General features: G+C 59.9%; 12 protein-coding genes. 6 read left to right on the top strand and 6 right to left on the bottom strand.

What is annotated here, in order from left to right:
- Positions 1 to 327: 327 nt before the first annotated feature.
- The 4 genes from G3N94_RS03090 to G3N94_RS03075 are packed head-to-tail and all read right to left on the bottom strand — an operon-like array spanning position 328 to position 2,378.
- Positions 328 to 1,044 carry an MIP/aquaporin family protein gene (locus tag G3N94_RS03090; protein ID WP_205790611.1) on the bottom strand — a complete coding sequence of 239 codons (717 nt, stop codon included), beginning with the start codon at positions 1,042 to 1,044 and terminating at the stop codon, positions 328 to 330.
- On the bottom strand, positions 1,041 to 1,535 hold the full coding sequence (locus G3N94_RS03085) for an arsenate reductase ArsC (protein WP_205790610.1): 495 nt from the start codon (positions 1,533 to 1,535) through the stop codon (positions 1,041 to 1,043). Before G3N94_RS03085 ends, G3N94_RS03090 begins: the two co-directional genes overlap by 4 nt.
- 28 nt (positions 1,536 to 1,563) lie before the next feature.
- A complete protein-coding gene (locus G3N94_RS03080) occupies positions 1,564 to 2,046 on the bottom strand; it encodes an ArsI/CadI family heavy metal resistance metalloenzyme (protein ID WP_205790609.1) in 483 nt (160 codons plus the stop codon).
- The gene (locus G3N94_RS03075) at positions 2,043 to 2,378 is read right to left on the bottom strand and encodes a metalloregulator ArsR/SmtB family transcription factor (RefSeq protein WP_205790608.1); all 336 of its coding nucleotides are present in this window, start codon (positions 2,376 to 2,378) and stop codon (positions 2,043 to 2,045) included. Before G3N94_RS03075 ends, G3N94_RS03080 begins: the two co-directional genes overlap by 4 nt.
- Before the next feature lie 487 nt (positions 2,379 to 2,865).
- Here G3N94_RS03075 and G3N94_RS03070 point away from each other — a divergent pair, with 487 nt between their 5' ends.
- A complete protein-coding gene (locus G3N94_RS03070) occupies positions 2,866 to 3,393 on the top strand; it encodes a lipocalin-like domain-containing protein (protein ID WP_205790607.1) in 528 nt (175 codons plus the stop codon).
- A gap of 47 nt (positions 3,394 to 3,440) precedes the next feature.
- On the opposite strand, the gene G3N94_RS03065 is transcribed toward G3N94_RS03070, so the two are convergent.
- Positions 3,441 to 4,724 (bottom strand): MFS transporter, encoded by a 1,284-nt coding sequence (locus tag G3N94_RS03065; RefSeq protein ID WP_205790606.1) that lies wholly within the window; start codon positions 4,722 to 4,724, stop codon positions 3,441 to 3,443.
- A gap of 127 nt (positions 4,725 to 4,851) precedes the next feature.
- Between G3N94_RS03065 and G3N94_RS03060 the strand changes: the two genes are divergently transcribed.
- The 4 genes from G3N94_RS03060 (at position 4,852) to G3N94_RS03045 (ending at position 9,040) form a co-directional block, all read left to right on the top strand.
- Positions 4,852 to 5,130 (top strand): metal-sensing transcriptional repressor, encoded by a 279-nt coding sequence (locus tag G3N94_RS03060; RefSeq protein WP_205790605.1) that lies wholly within the window; start codon positions 4,852 to 4,854, stop codon positions 5,128 to 5,130.
- Positions 5,131 to 5,683: 553 nt separating this feature from the next.
- Positions 5,684 to 6,832, top strand: a complete 1,149-nt coding sequence (locus tag G3N94_RS03055; protein ID WP_241021530.1) for an alpha/beta fold hydrolase — start codon at positions 5,684 to 5,686, stop codon at positions 6,830 to 6,832.
- Between the two features lie 964 nt (positions 6,833 to 7,796).
- Entirely contained in the window at positions 7,797 to 8,372 is a 576-nt protein-coding gene (locus tag G3N94_RS03050) for a hypothetical protein (RefSeq protein WP_205790604.1), read from the top strand.
- 281 nt (positions 8,373 to 8,653) lie between these two features.
- Positions 8,654 to 9,040 carry a DUF4440 domain-containing protein gene (locus G3N94_RS03045; protein WP_205790603.1) on the top strand — a complete coding sequence of 129 codons (387 nt, stop codon included), beginning with the start codon at positions 8,654 to 8,656 and terminating at the stop codon, positions 9,038 to 9,040.
- A 131-nt stretch (positions 9,041 to 9,171) separates the two neighbouring features.
- Here G3N94_RS03045 and G3N94_RS03040 read toward each other — a convergent pair whose 3' ends face one another.
- Positions 9,172 to 9,345 carry a hypothetical protein gene (locus G3N94_RS03040; protein WP_205790602.1) on the bottom strand — a complete coding sequence of 58 codons (174 nt, stop codon included), beginning with the start codon at positions 9,343 to 9,345 and terminating at the stop codon, positions 9,172 to 9,174.
- 26 nt (positions 9,346 to 9,371) lie between these two features.
- On the opposite strand from G3N94_RS03040, the gene G3N94_RS03035 reads away from it, so the two are divergent.
- A complete protein-coding gene (locus tag G3N94_RS03035) occupies positions 9,372 to 11,027 on the top strand; it encodes a PQQ-binding-like beta-propeller repeat protein (protein WP_205790601.1) in 1,656 nt (551 codons plus the stop codon).
- Positions 11,028 to 11,178 lie beyond the last annotated feature (151 nt).

Here is an 11,178-nt window from a genome sequence, read left to right as displayed (position 1 = left end):
TTGGCGAACCATTCGAGGAACTTCTGCCGTGGGATGGCCTTCCTGACTGCCGCGCGTTCCATCGAATCGACTCCATGTACCACGATCAGGTTCTTGGCCAGATCGACGCCGATACGAGTAATCTTGTTCATGACTTTCCCCTTCTCAGATGGGTTGCCAGCACCAACCATCGTGGCATATCCGCATGCCACGGGATCGGGAAAGTCCTTTCTAATTCGAAGCGACTACGTGGAGCATCACGTAGCGCAGCAGGAATCCTCCCCCTTCCCGGCCTTTGGCCGGCGAGCGTCAGCGAGAGGGGGAGAAGGATGTCAACAGAGGGTGGCGTTAGCGAATATCTCCGTGCTCACCTGAGGACTCGATCAGGTTCGGGTGGCCGATACGTTGCTCGCGTGGTTCGAAGGCCGTGTGTAGCCCGAGGCCAATTGCCGCGCCAATCAGTTCGGCAATGACGAAGCCGGGTACGCTCGATGGCGCAATGCCTGCGAAGGTGTCGCTGAACATGCGGCCGAACGCTGCGGCCGGGTTCGCGAACGACGTCGATGCCGTGAACCAGTATGCTGCGCCGATGTACGCAGCTACCATGACCGACGCGCGTCCGGCTGGTGCGCGCAGGATGACCAGCAGCAAGCCGGCAGTTGCTACTGTTTCAGCAATCCATTGCCCGGCTCCGGAGCGAGCCTTGCCAGAGACCTCGAGGATAGACAGGCCGAACATCGCGTGTGCGAGCCACGCACCGAGCGCTGCGCCGAGCAGTTGTGCAGCGATGTACGGCAGCAGTTCATGTGCGGGCAGTTCGCCACGCAACGTCATGACGGCGCTGACGGCCGGATTGAAATGGGCTCCGCTCAATGGCCCGAAGACCTCGATCAGCACATACAGCCCGCCTACTGTTGCCAGCGTATTGGCGAGCAAGGCAATCGCCACATTGCCGCCCGCAAGTCGTTCCGCCATGATGCCGGATCCGATCACCACGGCGAGCAGCGCAGCCGTACCAACCAGTTCGGCGAAGACCTTGCGGGTAAGACTCGTCAAATCGGTCATGATTCGGAAATCGCAGTGAGAGCACGCTGGAGGTCCTCGTTACTCATCGTGTCCAGCGGAAGTGCGAGCAGTTGCAGCATGCGATATCCGATCGCCTGACGGGTAAGTTCGAACGCGACCCGCTTGTCCTCGTCGCCGCCCGGTGCGACAGACGGGTCTGCATAGCCCCAGTGAACCTTGACGGGACTGCCCGGCCAGTAGGGACACGTCTCGGCGGCTGCACTGTCGCAGACGGTAATGACGATACGCATGGCAGGCGCATCGTCGCCGGCAAACTCGTCCCAGCTCTTGCTGCGATAGCCGCTCACGTCGATACCCGCGCGCGTGAGTGCCTCAACGGCGAACGGATTCAGACGGCCGCCCGGTGCGCTGCCCGCGCTGAAAGCACGCACGTTCTTGCCCAGCTTCGAAGCGAGGTGATTCAGCATGGCCTCGCCGAGCACGCTGCGCGCCGAGTTGTGCGTGCACAGGATCAATACATTGGTTGTCATGTGTTCCCCATTGAATCGCGCGCCGGGCTCAACAGCACGACGAAGACTTGACCGGAATGCCGATCGGTTTGCCCGACGACGGAGCGCAGCACGCTGCGACTTCAGAAGCAGGCGCACTGTCCTGCGCGTTACGTGACTCACCGAACACGGGAATGTTGTTCAGCGTGTGATACGACTCCCATGCGATGCCCTGCGGATCGACGGTCCAGTACTTGTTCGACTTCGCATAGCAACAGGCGGTACCCATCTGCGTTTCGACCGGCAGTGCTGCGCCTTCAAGTCGATCGTGCATCTCGGCCAGTTCGGCTTCGTTCTCGACCTGCACGCCAAGGTGGTCCAGTCCCGGCGTGGCGCCGCGTTGCGAGATTGCGAAATTGACGCGCGGATCTTCGAGCATCCACTTTGCGTAGTCGCTCTTGACGACGGTCGGCTCAGCCGCAAACAACGCCGAGTAAAAACGGATGCTCGCTGCGAGATCGGCGACGGCGACGTGAATGTGAAAGCGCTTCATGATTGCTTCTCCCTGGAGGGGGAACACGCTGATGTCGGTGAGCAGGGGTTGCCGCCACAGCAGTTCTCGGTGAGATAGGCCAGCAGGCCGTTCATCGTTGCGAAGTTCGCGCAGTAGAAGACGAACCGGCCTTCCTGCCGGCTGGTGACGAGTTGTGCGTGGGCCAGTTCCTTCAGGTGGAAGGACAGAGACGACGGCGGCACATCCAGCAGTGTGGCGATCTGGCCTGCGGGCATGCCGTCGGGTCCTGCCTGCACCAGGGCGCGAAAGACGGCGAGTCTGGACTCGTGTGCGAGTGCCGCCAGAGCGGCGATGGTCTGGTTCGTTTCCATGATTCGATAATAGTCGAAATATCGAAAAGAGCAAGGGATGAAACATCAGCGTGTCGCTGGCTCAGCTAGCGATCCATGTAGCGAATGATCGTTGGACTTTCAGAGGCGCCGTTGCAGTTGCAGCGCCCGGATGGCCGCCGCGGGTTGGCATCTGCCGTCGGCGTCCACGGGCTCCACCGATGCGGCGCGAATTTTGTCGTCGGTCCGGGTTCGGCCAGGAAGCGTCACTCGCCTGCACTATTTTTCGAACGCTCAAGCGGCGGCTCCGCAGCCTGGAGCAGACACTCCCAATGGACTCCATCCTTTCCTCAGGGAATGGCTCCACTCGCATGATCGCGTCGGCTGCTGGACCTCAAGAAGCCAGTCACCCCTTCCTGAAGCGGGGCAGCGGCGCCACGGAGAACGGGCATTCCTGGGGATGCACAAGACGTCCCCACGCGTAATATCACCAGGATATCCGCGCAATAAACTGCGGAAGGAGACCTGTATGTCCGCTAGCAAGACACCGTCGGTCAATAAAGCCACGCGGCTCGCAGTATTCGCCCTGTGCACTGTCAGCGCGCTTCTCCCCGACGTCGCGCGCGCACAGACCTTAAGGGAGCAGGTTGTCGGCACCTGGTTGCCGGTCTCGCAATACGTCGAACAGGACGGGAAGCGCCAGGAGCCTTTCGGAAACGATCCGAAAGGCATCGTGATCTACCAAGCAGATGGGCACTTCGTGCTCTACCTGCAGAAGGCCAATTTGCCGAGATTTGCCTCAAACAACAGGCTATCCGGCACCGCTGAGGAGAACAAGGCGATTGTTCAGGGAAGCATTGCGTATTTCGGTCGCTACTCCATCGACGAGAACTCAGCACAGATGCGAATTCACTACGATGGCAGCACGTTTCCGAACTGGGACGGAGAGGATCAGGTCCGCTTGGTTGCCGTCTCCAACGATCAACTAAGAATCACGAGCCCAGTATCAGCAGTCGGGGGCGGATCAGTTCACCTGGTGCTCCGTCGTCTGAAATAAAAGCGCTCGCGCATTGGCACGTCGGGATCGTCGCCAACGTCGAATGGCTAATCGCCGTTGGGCTTGACGTGACGAAACCCGACAAGCAGCGAGAGATCATAGGCAATCTTGAGCGCACCGCATGCAACGAGTGGCGCTCCGAGCCAGCCAAGGCCTAGCAGCGCACCCGCGAGGATCGGCGCGAGCGCTGCCGCCAGGCTTCGCGGCACTGCGGTGAAGCTCGCCGCGGCAGGCCGTTCAGCCGGAGTGATGACTGACATGACATAAGCGCTACGCGTGGGCACATCCATCTGCGACAGCGCGCTGCGCATGAGCAGAAGCGAGAGGGTCACTGCCAGCGATGGGGCGAACGCGGCCGCAACCAGGCAGACGCTCGATGGAATGTGCGTGAACACCATCGTGTTGAGCAGGCCGATCCGACGGGCCAACGGTGCGGCGGCGAGCTGGGAAACTGCGCTGAGCAGGCCTGCGCAAAAGAAGAATTTCCCGGCAGCGCCAAGCGAAAGGCCGAATCGTTCGATTAACCAAAGAGTCAGCAGCGAGTTGACGAGTAGACCGCCGGCAAATGCGTCCACGCTGAAAAGTAGTGCGAGGCGTGTGACGATCCCGCGCGACGGGCCAAGCGGCGCCCTGGCCTTGTCAACGTCTGACGGGCCAGCCGGCAGTCGCAGGTAAAGCAGACAGATGACGAAGCCCGCCAGCGCATAGACAACGAACATGGCACGCAAGGTGGAAAGCAGCGAAGCGCCCGTACGGGCAGTGATCCAGTCCGGCAGTCCCGCGACAAGTGCGCCGACGGCGGCGGACAGCGCACCGACGAGGCTGTAGCGCGCAAACAGTGCGGTGCGCGAGTTGTCCGCCGCGCATTCCGCAAGGCGTGCGTGCTCGAGCGGCAGGAACAGGCTGACGTCGCCCGAACTCGGGTTCAGCGTGCCGACGAACGCGATCACGAGCAGAGGCCACAGCGATGACAGAGCAGCGAAAGCTAGACCGGTGGCCATCATCAGACTAGCCGCGAAGAGCAGCAGGCCACGTCGTGAAAAACGATTGCCCAACAGACCGACCAGGATTGTTGCCAACGCAGACCCGAGGAGCGTGGTACTGCTGATCACGCCGACCGCCAATTGCCCGAAACCGAGCGACAACAGGTAAGCGGGCAGCAGCACCGCGATAAAGCCGTCGCAACACCCGCGCAAACTCCGTGCAACGAGCAGTAACCGCGCGCTCCGATCGACGCCTGCGGGCAGGAACAACGTCAACAGTCGTGTTGCGATGGCAATCTTCACGGTGCGCTCGGGTGTAACCGGCGCTGTTGCGGCGGTGGCATTCATGGACGGCTCGGATGTTGCATAGTCTATTCGCCTGGTTTTAGCGCCGCCCACTTTCCGTAAGACCGCACACGCGGAAGGGAATACAAAACAGATTGCCTTATCCCCTCCAGGTGGATGGGATTCGTCCATGAACAAGACCGCAACCCACAGCTCCCACCCGGACATCGTTCTGCGCCTGAAGCGCGCTGAAGGGCATCTGCGTGGCACGATCGCGATGATCGAGGCCGGCCGGAACTGCGTCGAGCTCGCGCAGCAACTGCACGCCATCGAGAAGGCTATTACCAACGCCAAGAAGGCATTCATCCACGATCACGTGGATCACTGCCTTGAGGCGCAGTCCGGCGCGGACCCCGAGTCTGCAAAAGCTGCGCTTGCGGAATTCAAGGAAATCAGTAAATACCTCTAGGACCGTCCAATGAGTTTTTTATCATTGAGCAACTGAATGCGGGGTCGGCATCGCTGCTCGTCGGCGCAGTGCTCGTCGTGGGCGTCCTGCATACCATGGTCCCCGACCACTGGGTGCCCATCACGCTTATCGCGCGTCAGCGGGGCATCTAGAGCGAGCATGCTGACCGCACGAAGCGGCGCGGCATCCGCGTTCGTGCGGCTGCTTTCTGGCGCGGCTCTGATCGTGCGGAACCGGCCAGGAAGTGTCGTTCGGTCGCTCCTTGACTAAGATGTTCGGAGGGTCGGTGTATCCACAAAACCGCCTTCGAAGGCGACTACGCACTTCGCCTTACGTGTCGGGCCATCGTGGCATGCTACGGGCCGCGACCGTCGACTGGTTTCCTGTGTTCACCAACGCACAGACCGAAGTTGGCCAGTAGACTGACATAAGGGGCGACTATCGCCAACCGGTGTCGCCGTTCGCATACTATGAAGTGAGCCTCTTCTACAGCCGGAACAAAGTGCCAGCGGCTGAGACGTGATGTCTTTGACGATATAACAAGGAGTGGATAATGGAACGCACTTCATTCCAAGATCGCGTTGTAATAGCGACGACCCTCACGGCGCTTCGAATCGTGGCGGCAGCAATTTTCCTTGCCGCATTCGGCAACTCCATCGCGGCCAATGCCCCTTCCCAACCTGGCCTGATTCAGCAGGAAGGCGACATCACTGTTCGAGATTTCCACTTTCAAAATGGGGATAAACTTCCGGAAGTCCGACTGCATTACACCACGCTTGGCACGCCGCAGCGTGATTCCAGTGGTCATGTCACGAATGCAGTGCTTCTGCTGCACGGTACGTCCGGAACAGGAAAAGCCTTCCTGGCTCCGACAGTCGCAGGCGAATTGTTCGGCCCCAACCAACCGCTTGATGCCTCACGTTACTACATTATCATTCCAGATGGGCTCGGGCGAGGCGGTTCGAGCAAGCCCAGTGACGGGCTACGAGCACGCTTTCCAAAATATGGCTATGGCGATGTCGTAAGTGCACATTATCAATTAGTTCACGACGGGCTGCGCGTGGATCATCTTCGACTCGTGCTAGGTGTCTCGATGGGTGGGATGCAAGCATGGATGTGGGCGGAGCGTTATCCGTACATGATGGACGCGATCATGCCCATAGCTTGCCAACCGATGCAGATCTCCGGTCGCAATCTCATCTTCCGTCGTATTCTCACCGAGGCAATTCGAAACGACCCTGATTGGAAGGGCGGAGACTATACAACGCCGCCTCAGCACTGGCTCTTTACAGCACCACTCTGGCCGGTCATTTTGGACAGCGCAGTTCGCCTGCAGACCCAAGGGCCGAACCGAAAAGCCGCCATCGATACTTACGACCGGATGGTCGGGGCAGCCAGGCAATACGACGCCAACGATTTTCTCTATTGGCTCGAATCCTCATGGGATTATGACCCGCAACCCACGTTGAATCAGATCAAGGCGCACGTCGTTGCCGTCAATTTCGCGGACGACGTCATTAACGCAGCAGATCTGAGCATCGTCAAGACGCTGGTCGAATCAGTTCCGAGTGCTCAGTTTGTATTGATTCCGGAAGATGCCAGGACAATCGGTCACCTGACGCTGTCTCTGGCGGTAGTGTGGAAGTCTTACCTCGAGCGGCTGTTACGCGAATCCTCTCCTCGCACCGCTCTCGAAAAGTAGCGCCCATCCATTGACTTCGGCACGGGAACCAAGGGTACGCAGGCTGCCTCTGAAACCCAACTTCGGCCATTCGTCGGCGCTCACGCCAAAGGCCGCTAAGGGTCGGAATCTGCCGTCGGCGCCCACAGCGCCCAACGATGCGGTGCGGCCTTCGTCGTCGGTCCGGGTTTGGCCACAAAGCTTCGTTCGCCCGCAGCGTCGATCGGACATCATGGCGACCGTTCCACCCAGCAAACGGCCGATCGACCAGTGTGATAAAAGTCGCAAGATCGACCGTTTGCAGCAGGGTCGACGCTGGAATCGTCCCCGCCGCATTCGTCCGGAATTTCTGTACACGTGAATTATCCTCGTTCTCGCGCAGTCCGATGGAGGCCCGTCCGCCCCTATTCTTATAATAAGATGACTTATTCAAAAAACCGCAACCCAAGTGACATGTCTGCAATTCCACGGATATCGTTGGCTTTTTTATTGCCAAAATAACTTAACGTCGCCTTGTAATCCCACAATCGTGCGTCTATGTTCGATCAATAACGAAAAGTCCTGCTCACTAGATTGTCGTGGGCCTGCTTTGTGTCCGGGGGACAGTCGGTAGTTAACGAAGGGAAGGAAGGCGACGACTATGGACACTTGCTTCACGCACGCGGTCTAGACACCCTACGTCTCCATCTTCAAGCATCCGCTCGCCTGTGCGGCCATCCCGCGCGCCGGGTGACGTGACGCCTGCGCGTTTGCTTGTCCATTGGCAATCAATGGGCATTACGTGGCACGCCATGGGAAGCCGGTCGTATATCGCCACCAAAATCGTGAAGTTTAGTGACAAGGGATTTCGCAAACCAATAGTAGCCAAGCGAAACCGTGCCAGTTTTCGACTCCTGCTAACGGATGCATACGGTTCGGTCAGTTAAAGAAGCAAACTTCTCCGCTTGATCAAGTTAAGCGCCCGATTCATGACTTGGAGATGAACATGAAAAGCAAGCGTCTAAGCGTTTTTTCTGCAACAGCTGTTGCCCTTCTATCTCTCAGTGGTGCCGCGCAGGCCGACGGCCTTTGCTCGAACGCAATGCTAAAGGGAGCATTTGAGTTTATCGGTCACGGAGAGATTCTTGGATTGATAGGTGCCGACGGCAAGGTGCATCCGTACGCTGCCCCGTCGATCCTCGATGACGTTGCTCTGGTGACGTTCGACGGTACGAGCCATTTTTCACGCACCGACTTTGGGGTTATCGGCGGGCTGCCGAAAGGTGGGCAGACTACGTTCAATCCGCACCAGACCGGCACCTACACGGTGAACTCCGATTGCACCGGCACCATGAAAACCGTCTATACCACCGGCGGATCCGTGCCGGCCGGCGTCGAGACTGATCTGAACATCGTCGTCGCTGCCGACGGGACGTTTATCGAATCTGTTGTCTACAGGGCAGTCACCGTGTCAGGCGAGAGCGCGGACGGTGTAGTAACGTGTCCGCCGAATTGCGAGCAAGGTGTGCAAGAAAGCTTTGAGGGGAAAAAAATCTTTGAGCACCGCGAGAGCCACGATTGACCGTTGTACTTTGGTAGCTGCCGTTCGAACGCCGTCGGGCCGAACGGCAGCATTGGGTCGTCATCTGCCGCCGGCGTCCGCAGCCTCCAACGATGCGTCGCGACCGTCGTCATCGGTCCGGGCGCAGCCAAGAGCGGTCAGTCGACATCAATGGACAGATCGTCGACAAGCTAGTGCGTCTTCACGCAGAATGCCTCAGATCGAACACGTTCCACCAATGGGCCGTGCCTGCTATCCGGCCGGTCGCCCGTCCACGTCACGATGTGTTTCAGAGGAAAACCATGATCGCGCACAGCCCGGAGCAGGCGGTAGAGCTATTGGATCAAGCATTCAATGAACGCGACATTGATACCGTCATGGGCTTCTATGAAGATGAGGCGGTCGTCGTCGCCGAGCCGGGAAGGACAGTCCGAGGACGAGCACAGCTACGCAGTTTTTTCGAACGTGCGATGAAATCCGGTGCATCGGCCACGCAGCTCAAGACCCACGTTTTTGAAGCAGATGGCGTTGCATTGTTCCTGTCTCGATGGACGCTCGACTACAAGGAATCGAATGGGACAGTTTCCACGAGGGAACTCGTCGCAACGACGGTATTCCGAGAGCAGCCCGGCGGCGGATGGAAAGTCCTGATCGACAATTCCTTAGGGCCACTTGTGCTCGATGCGTAAAATCGCCGGCTTGGTTGCGAGCAAATCTGACTCCAGCTTCCACCTTGGCCGCCGATGGCCCACTGTTCATTGCTTGGCGAATGGCCGTTTTCGAGCGACGCAAATGTCCCTTCAGGGTCGGCAATCGCCTGTCACGTCGCCCGAAAACAGTCATCCATCGGCGCATGCACCCTTGGGGCGAATTGATAATCATCTGAAAGGCCTCCTGGCCGCCCCGAGATGGCGGTGACAGGATCATTGCCCTCTACGATTGCGCGGCGAAAGCGTTCGGGAACGTTGAAACCGTCGCCGAACGAATTGCTCAAAGGTTGGTGTCTCGATAAGGCCCGGCGTGATCCGCCATGCCTCGTTCGCCAATCGTCGATTCATCAACGTGTTTCGTGATCCGTCGCTTGCCGGCTCCGCCGGAATGGAGGTGCGCGTGCTTGCCAGGAGAATATTTCTGCGGGCGGTGGCTTTACCTGCCTTCTTTGCATTGCTGACGTGCACACGTGCAGGGGCGGCGTGGGGGCAGGCCGGCGACTCCGTAACCGATTATCACGGCGCGGCCGACCGCAGCGGGCAATACGTCGTTCCCGGGCTTACCTGGCAAAGCGCGTCGCGGCTGCATCGGGATAGGGACTTTGACGGCAGGGTCAACGGCCATGTCTACGCGCAGCCGCTTTACTGGCGTCCGTCTCGCAAGTCGAACGGCCTCCTGATCGTCGCGACGGAGGCAAACGACGTGTACGCGCTCGATGCCACGACCGGCCATGTGGTCTGGCACAAAGCGCTGGGCGCCGCGGTGCCGCTTGATGCGCTTCCGTGTGGCAATATCGATCCGCTCGGCATCACGGGAACGCCCGTAATCGATCCGAAAACGGGCGCGCTTTATCTCGACGCGATGATCGACAGCAACGACGGTGCGAGACATAAGGTGTTCGGGCTATCGCTGCGCGACGGCTCGGTGCTGCCCGGCTGGCCGGTCGATGTCGCCGAAGCCTTGCGCTCGCGGGGGATGTCCTTTCTGCCGCGAACGCAAAACCAGCGGGGCGCGCTCGCGCTTCTCGATGGACGGTTGTTCGTGCCGTACGGCGGGCATTGGGGCGATTGCGGTGATTACCACGGTTGGGTAGTAGGGTTTCGCTTAGACCACCCCGACGCCCCCGACGCCACTACCGCCTGGGCTACGCGAGGCAGCAAGGGCGGTATCTGGGCGCCTGGCGGAATCGCGGCGGCAGACGGCAGCTTGTTCGTGTCGACAGGCAACACGGAAGGTGCCGTTGCCTGGGGCGATGGGGAGGCCGTCCTGCGGCTTGCGCCCGACTTGCATCGCTCGGCGAGCCGTCGCGATGCGTTCGCTCCGCTCGACTGGCAGCGGCTCGACGAACTCGACCTCGATCTTGGCGGCGTCAACCCGCTGCCAATCGAGATTCGCGGACGTCGGCTGATCGTCGCGTTGGGCAAGGACGGCAAGGCTTATCTGCTCGATCGCGACAATCTAGGCGGTATTGGTGGCGCGCTCGATGTGCGACAGGTGACGCACCGGCCCATCATCACGGCACCGGCGTCGTGGTCGACGGCGGACGCGGCGTTCGTCGCATTCCACGGCTCGGGCGCAGAGTGCACGCAGCGGTCGAACGCCGCAGGCCTTGTGGCGCTGCGAATCGCCAAGGGCTCGCGAGGCGGAATCAGCACCGCGTGGTGCGCGCAGGTGGATGGCGCCGGTAGCGCCATCACGACGACGAGCGGTGACGGCGAGCAGCGCATCGTCTGGATTGCCGGTGCGGAGGGCGATGACCGGCTGCACGGATTCCGAGCCGACACCGGCCAGCCCGTGTTCAATGGGGGCAGCCCGGAAGATCGCATGTCGGGGCTTCGTCATTTCGTGACCATCCTTGCCGCGAACGGCAGACTTTATGTGGCTGGGGACGGGAGAATCTACGCGTTCAAAGTATGCCCTTCGCGTCTCATCCCCTGTCGACGGGCTGGCGTAGTCGGCTCATGAGGCAAAGAGCGGCCATCACCGGTCATTGGCGTAATTTGCACCAACGTCCGAATGCACGCGCGCAGCCGACATTGGCACGCTGTAAAGCACCACCCGCTCCGGGCGGGCGATCCACGTTGCGATTGGATGCTTGCTCTCGCTTTCCAGAAAG

Source organism: Burkholderia sp. Ac-20353 (genome assembly GCF_017104785.1).
Lineage (GTDB): Bacteria > Pseudomonadota > Gammaproteobacteria > Burkholderiales > Burkholderiaceae > Burkholderia.
Note: the sequence above shows the minus strand (reverse complement) of the source record. Positions and strands in the feature narration are given on the sequence as shown.

What these genes read in the sequence shown, in the direction of transcription:
- G3N94_RS03080 (WP_205790609.1), bottom strand. Translation starts at nt 2,046, where the DNA reads ATGAAGCGCTTTCACATTCACGTCGCCGTCGCCGATCTCGCAGCGAGC.
- G3N94_RS03055 (WP_241021530.1), top strand. Translation starts at nt 5,684, where the DNA reads ATGGAACGCACTTCATTCCAAGATCGCGTTGTAATAGCGACGACCCTC.
- G3N94_RS03085 (WP_205790610.1), bottom strand. Translation starts at nt 1,535, where the DNA reads ATGACAACCAATGTATTGATCCTGTGCACGCACAACTCGGCGCGCAGC.
- G3N94_RS03060 (WP_205790605.1), top strand. Translation starts at nt 4,852, where the DNA reads ATGAACAAGACCGCAACCCACAGCTCCCACCCGGACATCGTTCTGCGC.
- G3N94_RS03075 (WP_205790608.1), bottom strand. Translation starts at nt 2,378, where the DNA reads ATGGAAACGAACCAGACCATCGCCGCTCTGGCGGCACTCGCACACGAG.
- G3N94_RS03090 (WP_205790611.1), bottom strand. Translation starts at nt 1,044, where the DNA reads ATGACCGATTTGACGAGTCTTACCCGCAAGGTCTTCGCCGAACTGGTT.
- G3N94_RS03050 (WP_205790604.1), top strand. Translation starts at nt 7,797, where the DNA reads ATGAAAAGCAAGCGTCTAAGCGTTTTTTCTGCAACAGCTGTTGCCCTT.
- G3N94_RS03045 (WP_205790603.1), top strand. Translation starts at nt 8,654, where the DNA reads ATGATCGCGCACAGCCCGGAGCAGGCGGTAGAGCTATTGGATCAAGCA.
- G3N94_RS03070 (WP_205790607.1), top strand. Translation starts at nt 2,866, where the DNA reads ATGTCCGCTAGCAAGACACCGTCGGTCAATAAAGCCACGCGGCTCGCA.
- G3N94_RS03065 (WP_205790606.1), bottom strand. Translation starts at nt 4,724, where the DNA reads ATGAATGCCACCGCCGCAACAGCGCCGGTTACACCCGAGCGCACCGTG.